The organism is Gracilibacillus salinarum, from assembly GCF_022919575.1.
Taxonomy (GTDB): Bacteria; Bacillota; Bacilli; order Bacillales; family Amphibacillaceae; genus Gracilibacillus; species Gracilibacillus salinarum.
This window is the reverse complement of sequence record NZ_CP095071.1, coordinates 2,308,900-2,332,727: the sequence shown is the minus strand read 5'-3', so window position 1 is coordinate 2,332,727 and position 23,828 is coordinate 2,308,900. Positions and strand designations below refer to the sequence as shown.

Sequence of the window (23,828 nt, the reverse complement as noted above, 5' to 3'; positions counted from 1 at the left end):
TCTTATTAAGGACCAAACCTTGACAGTTGCGATGAATCCTATATGCTTGAATAAGGGAAAATGATGAATAGTATGAATTTGTAGGATTATTGGGGTGTAAATGAGATGCAAACAAAGTACAGTATTGTGAAACAAGCAATCAAATCAAAAATATTAGACGGTACCTTTCAACCACATGAAAAAATCAGTTCAGAAAGTGAATTAATGAAGCAGTTCGGCGTCAGCAGACATACTGTTCGTCTAGCAATTGGTGATCTCGTCAATCAAGGCTGGCTTTATCGTGAACAAGGTGCGGGTACTTTTTGTGCAGATCGTTCGAAAGAGGACATAGCGGCAACTATTCCACAAAAAAATATAGCAATCATCACGACGTATATATCGGATTATATCTTTCCTTCTATTATTAGAGGCGCTGAATCTCATTTAAGCGAACAAGGCTATCAAGTCAGCTTGTTCAGTACAAATAATGACCATGATAATGAACGAAAATTCTTGGAAAAAATTCTGACCCAGCACTTTGATGGTGTCATTATTGAACCAACCAGAAGTGCGATTACCAACCCGAATATCAATTATTATTTAAATTTGGAAAGACAAAATATTCCATACTTAATGATTAATGCATTCTATGATGAATTGGAACCATTTCGTATTGTAATGGATGATGAAAAGGGTGGATTTGTACAAGCTGAACATTTACTGGAACTTGGACACCGAAATATTGTAGGATTCTTTAAGAATGATGATATCCAAGGTTCAAAACGGATGAAAGGATATTTAAAGGCGCATCGGAAACATCAAATCGATATTATGCCTAATAATATTGTTACGTACAACACAGAAGAAAAAAACAGCAAACCGGCAGAAACATTGCGAAAAATGTTAGAGCAGCCGAAAGAAAAACGACCGACAGCAATTGTCTGCTATAACGATGAATTAGCTATCAAACTACTGGATGTAATTCGAGAAGCTCAATTGAAAGTACCTGAAGATCTCTCCATTGTCGGGTTTGATGATTCTTTTATGGCGGAAGTAACAGAAGTGAAACTGACAACAGTGGCTCATCCGCAAAGTGAAATGGGAGAGCTGGCAGCCAAAGTGATATTAGATATGGTTAAACAAGAACGTCCTACAAGTAAAGAGAAGCATATGGAAAAAGATCTTATACGATTCGATCCAGAGCTAATCATCCGGAGTTCGACAACTGCGATAAAAAATTAGGTTGCTATTTTAAATTGGACTATCTAATAAGAACGACAACTAAATAGAATAAAAGCTGAAAACTGTAGTGAGCAAGGATACTGCAGTTTTTTTAATGAGCAAAATGAGTAAATCGAACATATAAGTACAGTCACACCATTAATCATATTGGGCAAAAAGTGGAGTAGTATCATACCACACATAATTTTTCAAAATGAACACTAAGCTGCTGCATGACATAATCCATATTATAGGTAGTTATATATTGTTTTGTTATTTAGTTCCAGTGGATTATTTGTATTATACATATCTAAGTTAGAGAAGAAAGAGTGTATTCTTCATTTTTCTCACTACAAGTTATTAGAATAATCCGACAACACATGTTATTAATTAAAATGTTGTTGGAAAACAAATAATAACAAATTAAATTAATAAAAAAGTATTGAAAATTTATTGATGATTAGATATACTTAAATAAATTATTTCATACGTACATATTTTGGGGGTTACCAATATGGCATGGGGAATATGGGATAGTTACAATGAATTTGTGATAATAGCTTGTCACGCTTAGGAGGTCGATTAATGTAAGCGTTTGTTCTTGTGATAATTAAATGTAGGGGAGTATTATTTTAAATTAACGGAGGATTAATTATGAAAAAAACATTAACTTTTTTGTTAATTTCTATGATGGCTATTTTTCTATCAGCTTGTGGAGGGGATGATCCTAATACAATAGAATTCTGGACCCCTTTAACAGGTGATGATGGCGCATACATGGATCAATTGGTTGAGGACTATAATGCAACAGAACCAGAATTTAAAGTGAAGCATGTCGTTACTTCAGATATGTACACAAAAATGTATACGGTTTTAAATTCAGGTAATGGTGTTCCAGATTTATCAATTATACACGCTGATCGTGTTCCTAGTTTTGTTAGTCAAGATTTATTAGAGCCAATGAGTTCAGTAATGGAAGCGCAACCAGATCTAAACCAGGAAAATTACCTGTCAGAAGCTTGGAATGCTGGGAATATTGACGATACACAATATACGATTCCACTAGATATTCACGGTAGTGCCATGTACTACAATAAAGATCTACTAGCAAAATATGGAGTGGAAAATTGGTTAGATGACAATGTAGTAACGTTTGATGAAATGTTATCTCTGCAAGGTGAACTAGAAGAAGGGGATTATGTTCTGAATGATGCTCTTCTAAGCTGGGTATTATTAGCTCAAATCCAAAATCTTGGTGGAGATATTCAAGAAAATGGTGAGCCCGCAGTAAATACAGAAGAAATGCGACAGTCAATTGAAGCAGTTAAAGAACTGGCTGATGCCGACTTAATGACACCATACGGTGAAGACGGTTACTTAATGTTCCAATCAGGAAATGTATTATTTTCAACAGATGGTACATGGAGTTCCACAGGACACGCTCAAGTTGAAGGTTTGAATTTTGGTGTCACCAATATCTATTCATTTGAGCCAACTGTCTTCCATAATCGCTCTTCTTCTCACTTATTCTCTATGCTGAAAAATGAAGAAAGAACGGATGAAAAAGAACAAGGTATCGCAGACTTTTTGGAATATGTTCGACAACACTCTATTGAATGGGCAGAAGCAGGACAGATTGTAGCTAGTGTTGACGTAATTGAAAGCCCAGATTATGAGCAATATATGCAGTCGTTCTTTACATCTACGGAAGAGGAAAAAGAATCTCTATACATTTATACGTATGAGCATTATCCATATATTGCAGAAGCAATGGATAACTATGTAGCAGATCTTGTTCATGGTGAAATGGATATTGACCAAGGATTAGAAGAGATGCAGAAATTCGTAGAAGATAAAGTGGAAGAAGGTTCATTAGATATCGAGAATGCAGAAACGGAAGAAGCTGCAGAAGAATAAAAAATGAAAGTAATGTGCCAGCTCTTGTTTGGCACATTACTTTTCCATGAAGGAGGTCAAAACAGTGAATAAAAATAAAGTGATTGCTCCTCTCCTTTTTGTTGGACCACATATCATCTTATTTGTCGTTTTTATTCTAATACCATCTATTTATGGTATTTACGCTTCATTTACAAATTGGAATTTGATAGGAGATCCTCAGTGGGTAGGGTTAGATAACTATAAAACCATTTTAACCGATACGGATTCTACATTTTACAGTCAATTCTTTAATGGGATGAAAAATACACTAATATTTGTATTGTTAAGCGTACCTTTAATGATTATTATTCCATTAATAATTGCTGTGTCACTCGAACATAAAGATGTGAAATTCACCAGTCTATTTCAAACATTGCTATATATTCCTGGTTTAGTGTCGATCTCGGCAGCAGCACTAATTTGGTCTTTGATCTTCAATAAACAATTAGGTGTCGTGAACAATTTATTCGATTCAGATGTTGTATGGCAAGCAAATCAGCCGTATGCTTGGATCATTATCATAGTAATTACAGTTTGGGCTGGTATTGGTGGTAATATGATTATTTATCGTGCTGGTATTAACGGTGTGTCAAAAGATTTATATGAATCGGCAGAAATTGATGGTGCTGGCCCGATCCGGAAATTTTGGAATGTCACTTTGCCATCTATTAAATTCCCTTTAATTTATACGATGGTTATGACAACAGCTGGTGCGTTTAATGTCTTTGCTCAGCCGCTAATGATGACGGATGGTGGACCAAGAGAAGGAACTACGGTTTTGATGATGTATATTAGAAATTTAGCTTTTAGTCATGGTGAATCAATAGCAGGGATTGCGTCTGCTATGGCCGTGTTGTTAGGTATTGTTATTCTGATCATCTCAGCGATTCAATATTATATTATGAATAAGAATGCCACGACGTAAGTGTAATGGAGATTTCATTAATAGGGGTGAAAACATGTTGAAGAAAATAAAGTTTTCTAAATACTTAGCATATTTGTTTTTAATTATTATTAGTGCGATATGGACTATCCCGGTCATTTTTGGTATTGTGACATCTTTTCGATCACAAACAGAAATAGTGAATGAAGGATTTAGATTGTTACCGGTTAACTGGATTGTCGAGAATTATGTCGCAATATTGGAGAATACTTCCACAGCACCTATTCTTCAATGGCTTTGGAATTCGGTTTTTATCGCAACATTGCATACCTTCCTGGTTATAGTAGTGATTTCACTAACTGGCTATGGGTATTCGAGAATGAAATTTAAAGGAAGAGATTTATTGTTCTTTACATTACTAGGAATTTCTTTCTTCCCAAATGTTGTTAACCTTATTCCTTCATACAAAATTATCGATATATTAGGATGGGTTAATACACCTTGGGCGATGATAGTTCCTGGTCTGGCAGGGATGGGGAATATATTCCTGGTGAGACAGTTCATGAAAGGTATACCAATGGAATTAGATGAATCCGCAAGAGTAGATGGCGCAAGTGATTTTATGATTTTTTCGCGCATCATTATGCCACTGATAAAGCCAGTGTTAATCGTATGTGCCCTGTTCTCTTTTACAGGTTCTTGGAACGACTTCCTCTGGCCGGTAATTGTGTATACGGATGTAGATAAAATGCCTGTAACAGCTGGTTTATTGTTACTTCAAGATGTCTATGGTAACTATAGAATGATTGGACAACTAATGGGATCAGCGATGTTAGCGATTATCCCTACATTATTGTTGTTCTTCTTCGCTCAAAAACACTTTGTTTCCGGTATCAATTTAAATTCTGGTATTAAAGGCTAAAAATATGAAAGAAAATGAGGTAAGTAAATGAAACGAAGATTAGAAAGAATTTTATTATTCATTGGTGCCACTTGGAATGTGATTACAGCTATGTTAACGATATTCAGTTATAATACATGGTTTAGCAGAGAAGGCAGTAAGCAACTGGAAAATGCAGAAATGGATACGATGATTGCAGGGTCACAAATGATAAATAACATCTCTAGTATTATTTTCTTGTTTGGTTTATTTACATTGATTGGTGCTATAGTTAATTACTATTTAGCAATTAGGCTTAAAGATAACGAGATACAAAAAGGGTTACTTACTTGGATAGGAATATGGACGGTTGTCCAGCTAGGTTCAATGGATATAATAGGATTTGTTATATACATGTTTGCTTTTATATTCTATTTAGCTAGAAATAAAGCTATCAAACTATCGAATAAGCAATTAAGGAGTGCAGTAAATAATTAGGTGATGTATAAAAATGCGATCCCTACAGAAAATGACAAAAGAGCAATGGTATAGCGAAGAGGATAAGAAAACACGAAGTTGATAGTTATCCTTCACTTAGTAATGAGGAATTCAATAGTATGTTATATATTATAATGAAAAGCTATTACTGATAAACATACAAGTAATAGCTTTTCATTGTACCATGAGACAGGAAGTTATCGTCCGATTAACCCCCACTCAGCTTCTCGTTTATCTCCCGAGTCTTGAGTGGCGGTATTACGGACGGTTAGCGCCGTGATAAAACACGGCGTAGTTGCAGGTGTAAGTTAAATGGATTGCGATATAATCCGTAATCGAATACAGAATGGCAGTATTGTAAATATCAGGTTTTTTGTTATACTAATAGTACGTACCATTTCATAAATGAATTTATTAACTTGTTAATGATTTGTAAACGTTATCAACAACTTGAGATAAATGGCATAAAATGTATATCGTTTTTCGGTAGAGGGGACGATCGGAAGGTGATGAAGGGGGTTAAATGGATGGAAGCGAAATATAAAAAAATCAAACAATCGATTAAATCAAAAATTCTCGAAGGCTTGATTATACCACATGAAAAAATCAGCTCTGAAACAGTCCTGATGGAAAAGTTTAAAGTTAGCCGTCATACTGTTCGTCTTGCCTTAGGGGAGTTAGTGAATGAAGGTTGGCTTTATCGTGAGCAAGGAGCGGGTACTTTTTGTGCTGATCGATCTTCTATTCAGAAAAGGTCTACATATGAACTGCCAGCGAAGAACATTGCAATTATAACAACGTATATTTCAGAGTATATATTTCCTTCAATTATTCGGGGGGCAGAGTCTTTTTTAAGTGAAAAAGGTTACCATGTCAGCATATTTAATACTAACAATAAGCATGACCAGGAACAAAGAGTATTGGAAAAAATAATAAACGGCAATTATGACGGGGTAATTCTTGAACCAACCAATAGTGCATCAGCCAATCCTAATTTACGATATTATTTGATGATGGAAAAAGAGCTAATACCGTATGTGATGATTAATGCTGATTACGATGAGTTGGAGCCTGTTTCATTTATGCTGGACGACGTACGAGGTGGTTATTTACAGACCAAACATCTGTTAGAACTTGGACATTCTGATATTGCTTGTATGTACAAAACGGATGATGCACAAGGTCGCAAGCGCTTAAAAGGGTATATTCGAGCGCATCGGGAATTGCAGGTAGCTATCAATCCGAAGAACATTATTTCCTATCACACAGAAAATATGAATAGTAAACCATTTGATGCCCTAAAGATGATAATGGATGCAAAAAACAATGCACCAACAGCAATTGTGTGCTATAACGATCAGCTTGTTTTGCGATTAATGGATATGTTAAGAGAAGATAATATTGCAATTCCTGAGCATATGTCATTTGTTGGTTATGATGATTCGATGCTTGCTGAGATTTCCGAAGTGAAACTGACTTCTATTGTTCATCCGAAAAGTCAGATGGGAATAGATGCAGCAAAAGCGATGATAAGTATGATAGAGAAAAAGAGTCAATACCATAACCAAGATTTATCTATTTTATATGAACCAGCATTAAAAGTACGACAATCTACAGTTTCGGTAAAAAAAGGAGCAGATATCTCCTAAATCGTAGGTGTGATATCAATATGTACGGATCTTTTTTTGTAAGTTAGAAAAAATAAAAAATGCTAACAATGAAGAAGCTCGCTTTAGCGTGTGCCAAGTGTACGAATTGATGTGACATATGCTAAAAGATGAAGTGGTTTTCTAGTTTTTTGAATGTTGCAGTTAAGTCATGATAATTTAACAATGTAAGCCTTGACAAATAGAACGTAATTTCATAATCTTAATATACGTACAATTAACTAATTTCTTATAAAAAAGGAGAAATCGTACGATCAAGTTAATGAAAATGCTATTGTTGTAAGCGGTTCACTTATTGTTGGTAATTATCAATGTTATAAATGAAAGGATGATATCAATGGCAAATGAAACAGTAAAAGCAAAAATGGTTGTAGACAAAGAATTTCAGATAGCAGAAATTGATCCACGGGTCTATGGTTCTTTTATAGAGCATTTAGGTCGAGCTGTTTATGGAGGGATCTATGAACCGGAACATCCAACTGCTGATGAGCATGGTTTCCGCCAAGATGTTCTGGAGCTTGTCAAAGAGTTGCAAGTGCCAATCGTCAGATACCCAGGCGGTAATATGGTTTCCGCATATAATTGGGAAGATGGAGTTGGTCCAAAAGGCGATCGTCCCAGTCGTTTGGAATTGGCATGGCGAGTAACAGAAACAAATCAGGTAGGTACCAATGAGTTCGTTGATTGGGCAAAAGCAGCCAATACGGACGTGATGATGGCTGTCAACCTAGGAACAAGAGGAATTGATGCTGCTAGAAACTTGCTTGAATATTGTAATCACTCAGGTGGTACATATTGGAGTGATCTTCGTAAGTCACATGGTTATGAAAACCCTCACAATATTAAAACATGGTGTTTAGGTAATGAAATGGATGGTCCATGGCAAGTCGGTCAGAAGACGGCTCAGGAATATGGTCGTTTGGCATATGAAACAGGGAAAGCAATGCGACTGGTAGATCCGGAGATTGAACTGGTAAGCTGCGGAAGTTCTAATTCTAACATGCCAACATTCCCTAGCTGGGAAGCAGAGACGCTTGAACATACGTATGAAGTAGCAGATTTTATCTCGCTTCACCAATATTATGGAAACCGTAGTGGTGATACAGCTAATTTCCTGGCAAAATCAATGGATATGGAAAATTTCATTCAAACAGTCATTGCAACGTGTGATTATATCAAAGCGAAGAAACGAAGTAAGAAGAAAATGTTCTTAAGTTTCGACGAATGGAATGTTTGGTTCCATTCAAATGAACAAGATAAAGAAATCGAGCCGTGGACGATTGCACCACCACAATTGGAAGATGTCTATACTTTCGAAGATGCATTGCTGGTAGGCAGTATGCTAAATACAATGCTTCGCCATTCCGATCGTGTGAAGATTGCTTGTATGGCACAGCTTGTTAACGTAATTGCACCTATTATGACGGAAAATGGCGGTGCAGCATGGAAACAAACGATCTTCTATCCATATTATTATACTTCTGTTTATGGACGCGGAGTGGCGCTTAACCCAGTAGTAAGTTCTCCGAAATACGACAGTAAGGACTTTACAGACGTACCATACTTGGACCCTTCTGTCGTATACAATGAAGAAAAAGAAGAACTGGTTATTTTTGCAACAAACCGCCACTTAGAAAAAACACTAGAAGTTGATATAGACGTTCGTGCATTTGAAGGATATGAAGTGATCGAACATATCGTGTTAGAGAACGAAGATGCAAAAGCAGTGAATCTAGCAGGTCAGGAAAATGTTAAACCACATAATAATGGCGAATCATATCTTGATAACGGAAAATTAACAGGTATTTTCCCTAAGTTCTCTTGGAATATGATCCGACTGCAAAAGAAACATTCATAAAATAGTTAACAGGATAGGAGAAGTAGATTGTGAGCTTCTCCTTCTTTATAGGGTAAGAAAGCAATAAAATGTTGATTCTGCGTAGTGTAATGGAGAGTGTTCCGAGTAGAAGGGGAAGTAAGGTGCTCGCTAATAGACGAAGCGAATGTCGGGTTTTATAAATAGACAATGAAAGAAGGGTGAACTTCTGATTATGAAACACCATCAATATGCATTAACACCGCCAATGGGATGGAACAGCTGGGATTGTTATGGGGCAACGGTTCGCGAGGAAGAAGTGAAAGGAAATGCTGACTATATGGCCAAGCACCTGAAGGATTATGGCTGGGAATACATTGTTGTAGATATTCAATGGTCAGAGTCTGGAGCTGTTTCATCAGCATATCGCCCATTCATCCCATTGGAAATGGATGAATATTCACGATTAATTCCTGCCGAGAATCGATTCCCTTCCTCTAAAAATAATCAAGGCTTTAAGCCATTGGCGGAGTATGTCCACCAGTTAGGATTGAAATTCGGTATACATATCATGCGTGGTATTCCGAGACAAGCGGTTCATCAAAATACAAAAATATTAGGTACTGAAATAAGAGCGCGTGATATTGCGAAGCCAAATTCTATTTGTCCATGGAATACAGATATGTATGGAATAGACCATAATAAAACAGGAGCACAAGCATATTATGACTCTCTTTTTCAGTTGTATGCCGAGTGGGGCGTTGATTTTATAAAGGTCGATGATATTGCTGATTCTAAATTGTATGGTACACATGCAGAAGAAATAGAAATGATTCGCAAGGCGATTGATAAGTGTGGCAGACCAATGGTGTTAAGCTTATCACCAGGACCTGCACCGTTAGAACGTGCAAGTTTGTTAGAAGAGAATGCTAATATGTGGCGGATGACAGATGACTTTTGGGATATTTGGGAATTACTTTATGACATGTTCGAACGCTGCTATAAATGGAGTAAAAATATCGGACCGGGATTTTGGCCCGATGCGGATATGCTGCCACTAGGACATATCGGAATTCGTTCAGTGGATGGTGGTGGATCGGATCGCTATACTCGTTTTACGAAAGATGAACAAGTTACCATGATGACCCTTTGGTCGATCTTCCGCTCGCCACTCATGTTTGGTGGGGAATTACGTGATAATGACGAATGGACGTATGCTCTCTTAACAAATCCAGAAGTGCTGGAGGTACATCAAACAGGGTTCGGCGCACGTCAGGTTTACCGTGATCAGGATCGGGTAGTCTGGAGTTCCAATGGATTAGACGGCTCCATGTACGTCGCGTTGTTTAATTTGTCAGATCAATCACAATTAGTTGAGGTTAATTTAGCGGAGTTGAACAATCAGACAGAAGAGGTAATAATTCGCGATTTGTGGAAAAGGAAAGACGAAGTATCGCAACAGGGTACAATAGGTTATGAATTAAACCCGCATGCAGCTAAATTTATTAAGCTGGAAACTGTGAAACTATCAGGATAATCTTAAATTTTAAATGAGGTGAAAAGATGACAAGAAAAATAGTAGTAAATGCAGATGTAGGTAAAGGGAAAATTAACAAAAATATTTATGGTCATTTTGCTGAACACTTAGGAAGATGTATTTATGAAGGTTTTTGGGTAGGAGAAGATTCTGATATACCGAATACAAATGGAATCAGAAATGATGTAGTGGAGGCACTAAAGAACATTAACATTCCAATATTGCGTTGGCCAGGTGGATGTTTCGCAGATGAATACCACTGGAAAGATGGTGTTGGCCCAAGAGAGAATCGTAAACGTATGGTAAATACGCACTGGGGTGGCGTCATCGAGAATAATCACTTTGGTACGCATGAATTCTATCAGTTGTGTGAATTACTAGAAACAGAACCGTACATTAACGGGAATGTTGGTAGCGGAACAGTTCAAGAAATGTCTGAATGGGTAGAATATATGACGTTCGACGGTGAATCACCGATGGCTAACTGGCGTCGTGAGCATGGTAAAGAAGAGCCATGGGCACTTAAATATTTTGGTGTTGGTAATGAGAACTGGGGTTGCGGTGGAAATATGCGTCCACAGTATTATGCAGATCTTTATCGTCGTTTCCAAACATACGTAAGAGACTATGGAGATAATAAGATTTTCCGTATTGCTGGTGGTGCTAATGTAGATGACTATAACTGGACAGAAGTATTAATGAGAGAAGCAGCACCTTTCATGGACGGCCTGAGCTTACACTATTATGTGCATCCAGGTGGTTTCTGGAATAAAGGGCCAGCAACTGGATTCGCAGAAGATGTATGGGATATTACAATGGAGAAAACCGTGCATATTGAAGAGTTAATTGAAAAGCATAGTACGATAATGGATAAATATGATCCTGAAAAACGTATCGCGATGATTATTGATGAGTGGGGTGCGTGGTATGATGTAGAGCCAGGTACAAATCCAGGATTCCTTTATCAGCAGAATACGATTCGTGATGCGCTTGTAGCTGGTGTTTCCTTAAATATCTTTAACGACCATAATGATCGAGTTCAAATGGCGAATATTGCGCAAACAATTAATGTTATCCAATCGATGATTTTAACGGATAAAGAAAAAATGATTCTAACGCCAACGTATCATGTATTTGAAATGTATAAAGCGCACCAGGATGCAGAGCGTTTAGATTTAAGTATCGAGAGTGGATCGATTAAAGTAGGAGATAAAGAAATCCCTCAAGTATCAGCATCTGCATCTAAAGCAAAAGATGGTGTTGTAACGATTACACTTTGTAACCTGGATAAAGCTGAAGCGGTAGATCTATCTACTGATTTACGTGGTCTGGATTTCGAGAACGTGTCAGGACGTATCATCACTGCAGATGAAATGGACGCGCACAATACATTCGAACAACCAGACAACGTGAAGCCGGTACAATTTGACCAATTCCAAGTAACAGGTAATGAACTTACTCTCACATTACCATCGAAATCTGTATTGAGCTTAACAATTAAATAATAAGACTAATAGAAAAGCTGGTAAGTGTGAATACTTGCCAGCTTTTTTTATTATAAGCAAAGAAAGTATATAAGTACAGTCGTAGAAGTAATCATGCAGAATAGGAAGATAGGTTCCTGTAATATGGATTATGTCAACTAAGCATTACTAGCCAAGTATCCATATTGAGATTTTTTATGTGATAGAATACCGCTCCGTCCAACCACTTCGCGTCCTGCGGGGCACGGCTGAAGCTAACTTTGTGAAGAAGGGCACTTCACAAAGTGGATCTTCAGCGCCTGCCTGTCCCGCGGGAGTATAACACAAAATATGTAGGATTAGACGTATCGAAAGAGAAAATTGCAGTAGCCGTTGCGGATGAAGGGCGTTCTAAACCAAGGTATATTGGGATGATTGACTATACGGTAGGAGCCATTGATAAGATAATGAAGAAATTAGGAGAATCCGCAGAGCTTCAAGTTTGTTATGAGGCCGGAGCTGTTGGGTATGGACTCTATCGATTACTTACACATTTGGATATCCCTTGCGAAGTTATTGCGCCATCCTTAATCCCTCAGAAACCTGGTGATAAGGTGAAGACCGATAAGCGAGATGCTTTAAATCTGGCAACCCTTTATCGCGCAGGGGAATTAACACCGATTTTTGTCCCCACGGAAGATGATGAGGCTTTACGTGATTTAGTTCGGGGACGTGAAGATGTGAAGGAAGATGAAAAAAGAGCCAAACATAGAGTGAACCATTTTCTTCTTAGAAATGGAAGAAAAGAACCGGAAGGAGTCAGAAAATGGAGTGTGAGATATTGGGAATGGCTTCACACCTTAACATTTAAACGATTAACATCAAGGAGCATATTCCAAGAATATGTGCAACAACTTAGGGAATCTCAACAACGATTAAAGCGATTAGAAAAGATTATTAAAGAAGAAGCCGAAAATGGTGTACATGCCCCATGATTCAAAAACTTATGTCACTTCGAGGTGTAGCCTTAATCACCGCAACTAGTTTAGTGGCAGAAGTCGGTTCATTTGAACGCTTTCAAAAAGCCAGCCAATTTATGGCCTACACAGGTTTGGTGCCGATGGAAAGTTCCAGCGGGTATATACGGAAGCAAGGTAATATAACGAGAACAGGAAATAGACATGTTCGAAGGCTTTTGATTGAGGCTGCATGGAGTTATCGTTATTCACCTGCCGTGAAAGGAGAGTTGGCAAAGAGACAAAAAGGACAACCAGCTAATGTTACAACTATTTCGTGGAATGCCCAACAACGCTTGCATAAGAAGTATTTCCGACTAATGCAACGAGGAAAAGAAAGTGGTAAAGTTATCACAGCTATTGGGAGAGAGTTGGCAGGTTTCATATGGGCAATTGCCAACGAACCAACTAATGAATTTACGTAATCATTAAAGTAGGCATGCGCGAATAAAAGGAAGAAGTGATCTGTAATAAAAGGAAATGAATATAGGGCTTGAAGGCAAAGATAAAAACCGTAAAGGATAACGCACGACGTAGACTTGTGCTAGCTATGTTTTAATAGTGAACGCACGCCAGGAGTTCGTGACAGATCCTGAAACGGAAAGATAAAATGTGAGAACCCACGGATATCAGTATGCCAATCGGAGCAGAGAATTTTTGCCTTCATGCCGTGTGTTCACCTCCTTTATAACTGAAAAGGAAGGGTGAATCCCATTATTTCTTAGCTTTGCATAAGTGTCTCTCCTATCAAAAGGATCGTCAAGGAGAACACTTGACAATCCTTTTGATAGGAGAGGAGAAGTTGGTAAGCTAAGAAGAAGGAGATATTCTGCATATCTCTGCTTATTGAATAGTATTTAAAAAAAGAGCCAACATAGACTCTTAGCTTAAGGTTGCCCAAAATTAGAAACTTTCCATTGTTTGCGAGAGGGACTTGACAGTTTCGTTCATATCAGTCTACGTGGTTGGCCTACGCTATGGCTTTGCTCTACAACTAATAATACAGCTAGTATTTTGAGCGGTATCCTTTAGTGTCTATACCTCATCTTTAATATGGATAATGCCTAGAACTGCTGCTTTTCACTGTTTCATACGTTGTAGCACTTCCCTTATGCGTAGGAAATAGGCGGAGACTCCAGTGGAATAGCTGAAGATCCACTTATCTGTGCCTGTGTCTGCCAGTATTGCTTCGAAGTGGGCTTCCTCGGCACAAGGCAGCACAGATGCTATTCAAGTAGTAGCCTAGCTGAAGCCGTGCCCCATAGCCGTCAAGCTAAGGAAAAGAGAGCTTAAACTGTCTTACATGTTCGGCCTATCATATAATCCTTTCTTATGGACAGTTGAAAAGAAAAGAGCAAAAGTTGTCCATAAGAATCAAAAATATGACCATTCAAGGATATCAAAAGGACTCTTATCACTTTTCTTTTTAAAAGCATTACCTTGACTTGACGGCTATGAGCCGTGCCCACAGGACGCGGAGCTTATTTCCGGAGCTTTGCAACGCAGATAAAATATTTCAAAATGACCGTTTTGCCATATAGCCTTAGTTGACATAATCCATATTATAGGAAGTTGTTAACTAGTGTTGCGCCCACTTTGATATATTATAAGTGCTAGGATACCTCCTACCAATCACTTCGCATACTGCGGGGGTGGAAAAGCATTAAGGGGCTATGCGGTTTAGTCAATGAATTTTACATAAACGTATCATAATAAAAACCAACCATTATCTCGTTAGATAAAAGCAAATCAACGAAAATAAACATAAAGGATAAATAAATACAAAAACCCTAGATGAAAATGAATTAAAAAGTTTAAAAATATAGAGTTTTTTTCTATAAAATGATTGAAAAAACTTATGCAGTTATATATAATATAATCATACATTACTTATACGTACGTTTCGGTGATAAGGAAAGAATTGGTTACCGGAGCAAATATTACAGAAAGAACTGAGTGAAAGCACGCAACCATTGAAAGCGTATTCAAAAAATGAGGAGGGGTTATGTTGGCAACAAATCAAACAGCTGAAACAGCAAGCGCAAATAAAAGGTCAAACCCATTATTGAATTTTTTAAATTCCAAAAAAGTTGTACCTTACATTTTCGTATCACCATTTATCATTTCATTTATCGTTCTAACTTTATATCCAGCCATACGCGGTATTATGATGAGTTTTCAAAGTGTTTTACCGGGACAGGTAGAGTTTATTGGATTAGCTAATTATGAAAGGGTTTTTAATCCAACTTTTTACAAAGCTTTAATGAACACTTCGATTTATGTTGTGCTAACCGTTGTGATTCTGACTATCTTACCAATTATTTTTGCCGTTATATTAGATTCTAAGTTAGTAAAATTGAAAACGCTATTTCGAGCATCATTATTTATGCCGACTTTAGCATCTACCATCGTAGCCGGTATGATTTTCAGATTAATGTTTGGAGAGACAGATAGCGGGGCAGCAAACCAAATCATTAGCTTATTTGGACTTGATCCAGTTAATTGGCGCTACCATGCGTGGTCAGGTATGTTTTTGATGGTATTGCTTTGTGTATGGCGCTGGCTAGGTGTCAATATCTTATATTTCTTAGCAGCATTACAAAATGTGCCTAATGAACTTTATGAAGCAGCAGATATTGATGGCGCAAGTATTTTTCAGAAATTCCGATTTGTTACTTTACCATTTTTGAAACCGGTAACGATCTTTGTGGTAACAATATCAATTATTAATGGATTTAGAATGTTTGAAGAAAGTTTCGTTTTCTGGGAAGCTGGTTCACCAAACAATATTGGTTTAACCGTTGTGGGTTATATTTATCAGCAGGGTATACAGCAAAATGACATGGGCTTCGGCGCTGCGATTGGTGTTATCCTAATGATTATTATTTTTATCATCAGCTTCATTCAATTAATCCTAACAGGTGCGTTTAAACGAGGTGATCAATAATGAATAAAAGAGGAACAAGCAACGCGTTAAAGTGGTTTACTAATATTGGAATGGCAATTGTTTGTTTAATAGCACTATTCCCAGTCATTATGTTGTTGATTTCATCTTTTAGACCGTCAACAGAATTAATGCGTACAGGAATTAGCTTGAACTTTGACTGGAGCATGCTCAATCTTGATAACTATACGTACATCTTTACACAATCAGCAGAATATTGGACATGGTATACAAACAGTTTAGTTATCTCGGCAATTACGATCGTGCTATCATTGTTTTTCTCGTCAATGGTAGGGTATGCACTTGCCGTATATGATTTTAAAGGAAAACATTTATTCTTTACTTTTGTTGTATTCATTTTGATGGTTCCGTTTGAGATATTAATGCTTCCTTTATTCCAGATGATGATATCATTTCAGTTAGTCAATTCTTATTTGGGTGTTATTATACCGATGATTGTTGCACCTATTGCGGTTTTCTTCTTTAGACAATATGCATTAGGGTTACCAGTACAATTAATGGATGCTGCACGTATAGATGGTGCAACAGAATACGGTATTTTCTTCAAAATTATGTTGCCGTTAATGGCGCCTTCATTAGGGGCGATGGCAATATTACAAGGTTTAGGAAGCTGGAATAACTTCTTATGGCCATTAATCGTACTTCGTTCTAATGATATGTTCACATTACCAATTGGTTTAGCAACACTATTAACACCTTACGGAAATAATTATGATGTGTTAATTGCGGGCTCTGTAATGACGATTGTACCGATTATTATCTTATTTATATTTTTCCAACGTTACTTTGTTGCTGGTTTAACAACAGGCGGTGTCAAAGGATAATAGCTAAACATTAGGATGTGACAATACATGTTTGGAAAACAAATAGTTAACTCATTCGATCAATTTCTACATGTGATCATAAGAATAGCATGGCTTAATTTTTTATGGATCCTTTTTACACTTATAGGGGTAGTGGCAGGAGGGATTTTCCCTGCTACTACAGCTTCTATTAGTGTTGCAAGGAAATGGATTCAGAAAAAAGAAGTGAAATCTGTCTATCAAGCATTTAAGCAAGCCTATAGACAAGAATTTATTCGTGCTAATATGATCGGATATATTCTTGTTGCAATAGCGGCAATCCTTTTTGTGAATTATCAGGCGATATTGCAACTAGGTGATCAGATTCCAGTATTTGTTGTGTTTGCTTATTATTTTGTCATCTTTCTTTTCAGTATCTTAGCTTTGTGGATCTTTCCGTTACTAAGTCATTACAAGACGACTGTAAAAGAGTATTTTAAAAATGCACTAATTATTGGTATTACGAAAATGCCGGTCACTATTACAATGGCGTTAGTTTTGTTTATCATTTTGTATGTTTCATTAGAGTTACCAACGATGTTGTTATTTTGTACAGTGAGTTTAATAGCAGTTGCAATAGCATATTTGTCTGTGCAGGTTTTTGAAAAGATAGATAAGGAACAGACTAATTGAGAAAGGTACGTACTATTTATGATCGTTTTAAATAAACAAAAAAATTAATCATACAACTTATTTTTAAACTAAGAAAACTTATTGACAATTTAAATGTAAAATGATATCGTTTACTTAACAACAAGATAAACTTAATGGAATCGAATAAGAAAAATATTTCGTTCTTGCTTCTAAGAGTGCGAAACACTTGAAAGCGGTTACTATTTATTGAATTAATAAATATTTTAGGGGGTTTAGTAATGAATAAAAAGAGTTTGTTAGTTTTATTATTTGGTATGCTGGCAATAGTACTTGTTGCTTGTGGAGGTAGTGATTCTGCATCAGAAGCAACAGATGTATCTACCACGGGTAGCGATATTGAAGGCTCTACACCGTTGAAAATGTGGGTGTTTGCTGCACAGCACGTTGATTTTTATATTGATGCTGCTGAAAGATGGAACGAGGAAAACCCTGACAACGCCATTGAATTATCTGTCGAAACGTATCCATTGGATCAAATGCATAATAATTTATTGCTAGCTTTACAATCAGGTAATGGAGCACCTGATCTTGCGGACATTGAGATTGGTCGTTTTCCTAACTTCCTGGAAGGGGAGCCACAGTTACTACCAATGAATGAATATGTAGAACCAGAATTAGAAAACTTCGTACAAGGTCGCTTTGAAATTTACGCGAAAGATGGACAATATTACGGTATGCCAACACACGTAGGTGCTTCTGTAATGTACTATAATACAGAAATTATGGAACAAGCTGGAGTCGATATCGATTCGATTCAAACATGGGATGACTTTAAAGAAGCTGGTCAAAAAGTAGTAGATAATACAGATGCATTTATGATTAACTCATTTCCTGGTGACTTCCTACCATTCTGGAGTAGAGTATCTCAACAAAACTCCGATTTAATGGATGAAAATGGAGAATTAACAATTAATACACCAGAAAGTGTGCAAGCACTTAATGTAATGAAAGATTTACAAGATGCTGAGATTGCAGAAGTGGCTCCAGGTGGTGCACCACATGCGGAAGAATTCTATTCTTACATGAATGACGGTGGTGCGGCAGCTATCTCTATGCCAATCTGGTATATGGGACGTTTCACGGACAGCATGCCAGATCTTGAAGGTAAAATGACAATCCGTCCAATGCCGGTATTTGATGAAGATGATAACCGCTCTGCAGGTATGGGTGGTACTGGTACTGTTGTTACAAACCAATCAGAGAATCCAGAATTGGCACAAGAATTCTTAGCATATGCTAAGCTTACGAAAGAATCTAATATTAAGCTTTGGACGATCTTAGGTTTTGATCCTCCTCGTCACGATGTTTGGGATGATCCAGCATTACGAGAAGAAAACAAGTATACGAACTACTTTGGCAATGACATTTTCGACGTACTTTTAGGCATTAAAGATGAGATTGCACCACTTCAAATCTCACCAGCCACACCTGATATTGCCAATGAATTGAATACAACCACCTTGAATACAGTATTGAGAGATGGAGCGAAAACAGCAGAAGAAGCGCTTGCAGAAGCACAAGAAGCTGTGCAATCACAACAGAGCGAATAACTAATAAGAAGCCCTATCCGTTAGAAAGCAAACGGATAGGGCTTTTCCTTTCTCGTCAGTCGAGAAAGTATAAAAGTGCAGTCACAGCAGTAATCATATGGAACATGAAGCTGAGTTCCTATAATATGGATTATGTCAACTAGCCATCGCTGCCAAGCATCCATATTGAGATATTTAATGTGCTGGGATACCGCTCCGTCCAACCACTCCGTGCCCACAGGACGCGGAGCCTATTTCCGGAGCTTTGCTAAGCAGATAAAAACTATCATAATTAACTCCATGTCAGACAGTTCCAGTTTACATAATCCATATTATAGGAAGTTGTTTATTAATGAAGTCAACTAGGACCGGGTGGTTTATGCCAGGTTTTTCTTATAAGTCAAGAAAGTATAAATTTTGGGCTATATGATGTTCGCTGACAGAACGGCCACGTCCGGCTCCAGCGCCCAGAGACTAGGCGACTTCGCGAAATCGCCCTACGATAAGTCATCATCGATTCGCAAGCTCACCGTGATTCCTTTATCTCAGTTGATTCGCTCCACTCGCTACGTCTCTAAACGGGCGCTTGCGCCTTTGTTCTTTCTTAATAATATAACCGATTATTCTCGAATCTAGGTTTCTTTTATCGCGGCGCTAATGTCTGTAATACCCCCACTTTAATTAATAAGAAGCTAAGTGGGGTGATCCCCGCTGATAACTTCCTGATAAATTTCGCTAGCAATCAGAGGGATCACCCCCTGATTAAAGTCACGCTTCATCTGTTAACCGATTTAGTCTTCTCCGATTACGACACGTAATACATTAGGGTGATCTTTGAATGTTTTGGTGCCTGCACCGTAGCCTATTTTGTCTACTCGCATTGTTGGTAACGTCGAGAATGCATCAACTTGAGTCTTTATAATGGCCGCGCCTGTCGGTGTAGTTAATTCTCCCTTTATACTGCTTTTCGCCAATGGAATGCCTTTTAAGACTTCTAAAGTTGCTGGTGCGGGAACGGGATAGACCCCATGGTCAATATGAATATGTCCTGAGCCAACTGGAACTGGAGCGGCTATCATTCGATCCACAGCTAGTTCCTCAAGCAAAATCGCAGTTCCTACAATATCAATGATCGAATCAATCGCCCCGACTTCATGGAAATGTACTTGCGCAATATCCATTCCATGAATTTTTGCTTCTGCCTCACCAATAACACGAAACATTTCAAGTGACCTGCTTTTTACTTTATCATCTAGTTCACTATTGTCTATTAATTTCACGATATCCTGATAGGTTCGATGGTGATGGCTGTGTGAATGGTTATCGTGATGATGATGATGGTGATCTTCAGGCTCTCCATGATGATGGGAATGCTGGTGTGTATGTTCTTCCTTCAACATCACATGAAACTTATTGCTGTGAATTCCATTCTTCATTACCTTTTCTATAGACAGCTGATACTCTTGTTCGAGTTGCAACAACGCCAATTGACTTTCTAGCGAATGAAATGAAGCACCAGCGTCTAATAAGGCGCCGATCGTCATATCACCACTGATTCCTGAAAAACAATCTACATACAGTATTCGCATAATGCAAGCTCCTCTATCATCTATTTACTCTATTAATTATAAAGTATTCAATCGCTAATTCCTATGTATCTTCATTTTACAACGAAGAATAGTCTTCGTAAATCACACATTTGTCTGAAAATACAAACAGTTTTTCTGGCTTTCATTGCATGTATTAGAACGTTTTAATAGCTTTAATCGATTAATTTTTTATGGTTTACGTGCTAAATGTGTTTTATATTGTTTTATCTTTTCTTTAATGCACTTAATCCTCCATATATTTCGAGTAAGAAATCATAAAATAATTCCTCTGTTGGCAGGAGTTTGCGTTGTGTCGGGAAAATAACACCAACTGTTCTGCTAACCGTCCGATCGGAAAGAGGTACGACAACGGTTGAGATTGGGGTATTATCTACGAGCGTCATTTCGGGCATTAACGCAACACCTAAACCTGCTGAAACTAATCCTTTCAGTGCATCAATATCTTTTCCTTCGAATGCTACCTGTGGAGAGAAACCTGCTTTATTACATGCTTCAATGACTTGGTCACGGAATACGAATCCTTCAGGCAAGACAACAAAAGGATCATTACTTAATTCTTCAAGTGTGATGGATTTTCTTTTAGCAAACGGGTGATTAAGTGGAACAAGGGCAACGATACTCTCGGTAAATAGTGTCGTACCGTTAATTTTGTCATTCCCTTTGTCTGGCATTGGTGCAATCATTGCCAAGTTGAAATTACCATCCGCTACACCGTCGATCAGGTCATAATAAAGAGCATTGCTCATTTGAAATTGTGCTTCAGGGTGACGTTGGCGGAATGCGTAGATTATAGATGGCAGTGTGTGTGCAGCCATGCTGATAGGAAAAGCAATCCGTACGGTCCCTTTTTCCGGATCTAAATATTCTTGTACTTCTCTTTTTGCTTCTTCCATCATATAAGTAGCCTGTTTCATTCTCTCGAAGAATATCTTTCCTAACGGCGTCAGCTTCACACTTCTGCCTTCACGAATGAATAAGTCTACGCCTAATTCATTCTCTAAGTTATATATTTGTCTGCTGACAGATGATTGTGCCACATGTAAATGTACGGCTGCCTCTGTCATATGTTCTCTTTTGGCTACTTCCATGAAATATTGAATTTGTCTAATTTCCAAATAAAACACCTCATTTTCCATGCGCAAAACGCATTAATGTCATCGTTTATTAGTATTGAAGCTATCACTCCCAAAATTATAAAATGAAACCACACCAAAAAGAAAGAGTTTTAATTCAAATTTTAGATAAATAGGAGTGGACGTAATGAAAACCCTTGAAGAAGTGCAAGATATCCATATGGAATCTGCTAAAGTCTATGTAGATGAATTATTTGAAAAAGTTCAACAACGCAATCCGAATGAAGCAGAATTTCATCAGGCAGTTAAGGAAGTATTCGAATCGTTAATTCCAGTATTGGCAAAAAATCCTGAATATATCGAACAATCAGTATTAGATAGAATGGTTGAGCCTGAAAGAATGATTATCTTCCGTGTACCATGGGTAGATGATCAAGGGAAAACACAAGTAAACAGAGGTTTCCGTGTACAGTTCAACAGTGCAATCGGTCCTTACAAAGGTGGATTACGATTCCATCCTTCAGTTAACGGAAGTATCGTTAAATTCCTTGGTTTTGAACAAATCTTTAAAAATTCGTTAACAGGTCAACCAATTGGCGGAGGGAAAGGTGGATCAGACTTTGATCCAAAAGGGAAATCAGACGTTGAAATTATGCGTTTCTGCCAAAGCTTTATGGCTGAGCTCAGCAAACATATCGGACCTTACACAGATGTACCTGCAGGTGATATTGGAGTAGGGGCTAGAGAGATTGGTTATTTATTTGGAGAATACAAAAAAATCCGTGGTACATTTGAGGCGGGTGTATTAACTGGTAAAGCTATTGGTTATGGTGGTAGTCTCGGTCGTAAAGAGGCAACTGGCTATGGTACTGTTTACTTCGTCGATGAAATGCTCAAAGCTCAGAAGGAAAGCTTTGACGGATCAACTGTTGTTGTCTCTGGCTCTGGTAACGTATCAATTTATGCGATGGAAAAGGCGACACAGCTTGGAGCTAAAGTTGTTGCATGCAGTGATTCCAGTGGTTATATCTATGACGAAAACGGAATCGATATAGATCTAGTGAAGCAATTAAAAGAAGTCGAAAGCAAACGAATTCATGAATATGTTGAAACACATCCAGAAGCAGTGTTCGTCGCGAATCACGCTGACATCTGGTCAGTCGCTTGTGATATTGCCTTACCATGTGCAACACAAAATGAGATTGATAAGGAAGCTGCTGAGCAATTAGTTGCGAATGGTGTGAAAGCTGTTGGAGAAGGTGCCAATATGCCTTCTACATTAGATGCTATTGATGTATTCCTTAAAAACAATGTGTTGTTTGCGCCTGCTAAAGCAGCCAACGCTGGCGGTGTTGCAGTTTCTGCATTAGAAATGGCACAGAACTCAGCAAGACTTTCATGGACATTTGAAGAAGTGGACGTGAAATTGCAAAATATCATGCGTGATATTTATCAAAATAGTATGGAAGCATCGGTAGAGTACGGAGCTCCTGGCAACTTAGTAGTTGGAGCAAACATTGCCGGTTTCACTAAAGTGGCAGATGCGATGGTATCGCAAGGAGTTATCTAAACCACTATTATGTCTATAATAAATAAACCCCTATTAAAAAACACCAGAGCAGCAAAATAGCGCTCTGGTGTTTTTTTATGGTATAAAATCTCAAGTTTTCGTCGTGTTTTATAATAGGAACAGCCAAGTTCACGCTGGCGCCTAAAAACAAGGGAACTTTCTGCATCCTCCTAAGATAAAGAAGAAGTTTATTTCCTATAATATGGATTATGTCAAGTTAAGCTATCTCACTTTGTGGCTATCTAGATAGTTATTATGTGCATAGCAAAGCTCCGGAAATAGGCTCCGCGACCTGTGGGCACGGCGGTCTGCAAGGCTACTACTTGAAATAACATCTGAGCTGCCTTGTGCCGAGGAAGCTTACCTCGAAGCGATACTTGAAGACACAGGCACAAATGAAGTGGATCTTCAGCTCGCGCTGAGGCATGAGGAGTCTCCGCCTATTTCCTACGCTTATGGGAAGTGCTACAACTTACGGTGCAACTAAAAGCAGTGGTTATTTGCATTATGAAACATCCTAGCTTCGGCCAACCACGTAGACTCCCGCAGGACGCGGAGTGGTTGGCCGAAGCGGTATCCCTGCACATTAATTATCTCAATATGGCTGCTTGGCTAGCGATGGCTAGCATTACATACTCCATATTAAGGGAAGTTGTATTTACTTTAGTTAAAGCAGGGTTGTGTGTA

18 protein-coding genes are annotated in these 23,828 nt (G+C 37.9%); 16 read left to right on the top strand and 2 right to left on the bottom strand.

Annotated elements, in window-relative coordinates; all coding sequences use genetic code 11:
• The first annotated feature begins 105 nt into the window (after positions 1 to 105).
• From MUN87_RS10750 to MUN87_RS10680, 15 genes are all read left to right on the top strand, one after another.
• Positions 106 to 1,221: a GntR family transcriptional regulator gene (locus MUN87_RS10750; protein ID WP_244747763.1), complete on the top strand. Its 1,116-nt coding sequence runs from the start codon at positions 106 to 108 to the stop codon at positions 1,219 to 1,221.
• A gap of 633 nt (positions 1,222 to 1,854) precedes the next feature.
• The gene (locus tag MUN87_RS10745) at positions 1,855 to 3,117 is read left to right on the top strand and encodes an extracellular solute-binding protein (protein WP_244747762.1); all 1,263 of its coding nucleotides are present in this window, start codon (positions 1,855 to 1,857) and stop codon (positions 3,115 to 3,117) included.
• Between the two features lie 46 nt (positions 3,118 to 3,163).
• The gene (locus MUN87_RS10740) at positions 3,164 to 4,063 is read left to right on the top strand and encodes a carbohydrate ABC transporter permease (protein ID WP_439649669.1); all 900 of its coding nucleotides are present in this window, start codon (positions 3,164 to 3,166) and stop codon (positions 4,061 to 4,063) included.
• 34 nt (positions 4,064 to 4,097) lie between these two features.
• Positions 4,098 to 4,943, top strand: coding sequence for a carbohydrate ABC transporter permease (locus tag MUN87_RS10735; protein ID WP_244747760.1), 846 nt, complete (start codon positions 4,098 to 4,100; stop codon positions 4,941 to 4,943).
• Between the two features lie 27 nt (positions 4,944 to 4,970).
• Entirely contained in the window at positions 4,971 to 5,399 is a 429-nt protein-coding gene (locus tag MUN87_RS10730; protein WP_244747759.1) for a hypothetical protein, read from the top strand.
• A 527-nt stretch (positions 5,400 to 5,926) separates the two neighbouring features.
• Positions 5,927 to 7,048 (top strand): GntR family transcriptional regulator, encoded by a 1,122-nt coding sequence (locus MUN87_RS10725; protein WP_244747758.1) that lies wholly within the window; start codon positions 5,927 to 5,929, stop codon positions 7,046 to 7,048.
• A gap of 355 nt (positions 7,049 to 7,403) precedes the next feature.
• A complete protein-coding gene (gene arfA / locus MUN87_RS10720) occupies positions 7,404 to 8,924 on the top strand; it encodes an arabinosylfuranosidase ArfA (RefSeq protein ID WP_244747757.1) in 1,521 nt (506 codons plus the stop codon).
• 193 nt (positions 8,925 to 9,117) lie between these two features.
• Positions 9,118 to 10,419, top strand: coding sequence for a glycoside hydrolase family 27 protein (locus MUN87_RS10715; RefSeq protein WP_244747756.1), 1,302 nt, complete (start codon positions 9,118 to 9,120; stop codon positions 10,417 to 10,419).
• Positions 10,420 to 10,445: 26 nt separating this feature from the next.
• A complete protein-coding gene (locus tag MUN87_RS10710) occupies positions 10,446 to 11,924 on the top strand; it encodes an alpha-N-arabinofuranosidase (protein WP_244747755.1) in 1,479 nt (492 codons plus the stop codon).
• 263 nt (positions 11,925 to 12,187) lie between these two features.
• Positions 12,188 to 12,877, top strand: a complete 690-nt coding sequence (locus tag MUN87_RS10705; protein WP_244747754.1) for an IS110 family transposase — start codon at positions 12,188 to 12,190, stop codon at positions 12,875 to 12,877.
• Positions 12,874 to 13,323 carry a transposase gene (locus MUN87_RS10700; protein ID WP_244747753.1) on the top strand — a complete coding sequence of 150 codons (450 nt, stop codon included), beginning with the start codon at positions 12,874 to 12,876 and terminating at the stop codon, positions 13,321 to 13,323. Before MUN87_RS10705 ends, MUN87_RS10700 begins: the two co-directional genes overlap by 4 nt.
• A 1,580-nt stretch (positions 13,324 to 14,903) precedes the next feature.
• A complete protein-coding gene (locus MUN87_RS10695) occupies positions 14,904 to 15,845 on the top strand; it encodes a carbohydrate ABC transporter permease (protein WP_244747752.1) in 942 nt (313 codons plus the stop codon).
• Complete coding sequence (locus MUN87_RS10690) at positions 15,845 to 16,687, top strand: carbohydrate ABC transporter permease (protein WP_244747751.1); 843 nt, start codon at positions 15,845 to 15,847, stop codon at positions 16,685 to 16,687. Before MUN87_RS10695 ends, MUN87_RS10690 begins: the two co-directional genes overlap by 1 nt.
• Positions 16,688 to 16,714: 27 nt before the next feature.
• Entirely contained in the window at positions 16,715 to 17,338 is a 624-nt protein-coding gene (locus tag MUN87_RS10685) for a YesL family protein (RefSeq protein WP_244747750.1), read from the top strand.
• Positions 17,339 to 17,577: 239 nt separating this feature from the next.
• Positions 17,578 to 18,909, top strand: coding sequence for an ABC transporter substrate-binding protein (locus MUN87_RS10680; protein ID WP_244747749.1), 1,332 nt, complete (start codon positions 17,578 to 17,580; stop codon positions 18,907 to 18,909).
• Between the two features lie 770 nt (positions 18,910 to 19,679).
• Here MUN87_RS10680 and larC read toward each other — a convergent pair.
• Together larC and gltC are read right to left on the bottom strand one after the other, a co-directional pair.
• Positions 19,680 to 20,477, bottom strand: coding sequence for a nickel pincer cofactor biosynthesis protein LarC (gene larC / locus MUN87_RS10675; protein ID WP_244747748.1), 798 nt, complete (start codon positions 20,475 to 20,477; stop codon positions 19,680 to 19,682).
• A gap of 224 nt (positions 20,478 to 20,701) precedes the next feature.
• Positions 20,702 to 21,613 (bottom strand): glutamate biosynthesis transcriptional regulator GltC, encoded by a 912-nt coding sequence (gene gltC, locus MUN87_RS10670; RefSeq protein WP_244747747.1) that lies wholly within the window; start codon positions 21,611 to 21,613, stop codon positions 20,702 to 20,704.
• Between the two features lie 145 nt (positions 21,614 to 21,758).
• On the opposite strand from gltC, the gene gdhA reads away from it, so the two are divergent.
• Positions 21,759 to 23,141, top strand: a complete 1,383-nt coding sequence (gene gdhA / locus MUN87_RS10665; protein WP_244747746.1) for an NADP-specific glutamate dehydrogenase — start codon at positions 21,759 to 21,761, stop codon at positions 23,139 to 23,141.
• Positions 23,142 to 23,828: the final 687 nt, after the last annotated feature.